General features: G+C 67.8%; 1 protein-coding gene. It reads left to right on the top strand.

The features are described from left to right. Window positions 1-109: 109 nt before the first annotated feature. Window positions 110-945: beta-keto acid cleavage family enzyme (locus IT40_RS26485; protein WP_036761526.1), on the top strand; the 836-nt coding region annotated here is incomplete at its 3' end.

The raw sequence follows: 945 nt of genomic DNA, 5'->3' as shown, positions 1-945 counted from the left end.
CTTGCGCCGGCAGCGCGACGACCAGCTGGTCGCGGTCCTCAAGGCGCTTGGCGAGACCCGCAAGACGCCTGCCGCCCCCGAACACGCCTAGAGACCGACAGGAGATCCCATGAAACGCAAAATCGTCCTGACCTGTGCCGTGACCGGCGACGGGCCGATCCACCCCCGCTTTCCGAACTATCCGGTCACGCCCGCCCAAATCGCGGATGCCTGCATCGAGGCCGCCGATGCGGGCGCCTCGGTGGTGCATATCCACGGCCGCGACCCGGAAACCGGCCTCGGCAACCGCTCGCCCGAGGTGTTCCGCGAGATCGTCCAGCGCGTCCGCGAAAGGAACGACCGCGTGGTCATCAACCTGACCACCGGCATGGGCGCCACCTTCGTGCCGGATCCCGCAGACGAGGCCCTGGCCCATCCGACCACCGATGTCGCGAGTGCCGTCGAGCGCGTCGGCCATGTGCTGGAGAACCGGCCCGAGCTTTGCACGCTGGACGTGACCACGATGAACCTGGAAGGCGGCATTGCCGGGGCGCCGGACTGCATCTTCATGAACACGCCCGGCACGCTGAACCGCATGGCGCAGCTGATCCGCGAAGGCGGCGTCAAGCCCGAGATCGAGGTCTTCAACCCCGGCGACATCCTGCTGGCGCGGCGGATGATCGAGCAGGGGCTGATCGACCCGGCGCCGCTGTTCCAGATCTGCCTGGGGGTCAAATGGTCGGCGCCCGCCGACGCCAAGACGCTGATCTACATGAAGGAACTGCTGCCCGAGGGCGCGTCGTGGAGCGCCTTCGGCATCTCGCGCTGGCAAATGGACATCGTGGCGCTGTCCACGATCCTGGGCGGCCATTGCCGGGTGGGGCTCGAGGACAACATCTACCTGGAACGCGGCGTCTTCGCCACCAACGGCCAGCTGGTCGAGCGCGCCAGCCGCATCATCGCCGA

Origin of the sequence: Paracoccus versutus (assembly GCF_000763885.1) — a bacterium.
GTDB classification, from domain to species: Bacteria; Pseudomonadota; Alphaproteobacteria; order Rhodobacterales; family Rhodobacteraceae; genus Paracoccus; species Paracoccus versutus.
This window is presented reverse-complemented; position numbering and strand designations above follow the sequence as displayed.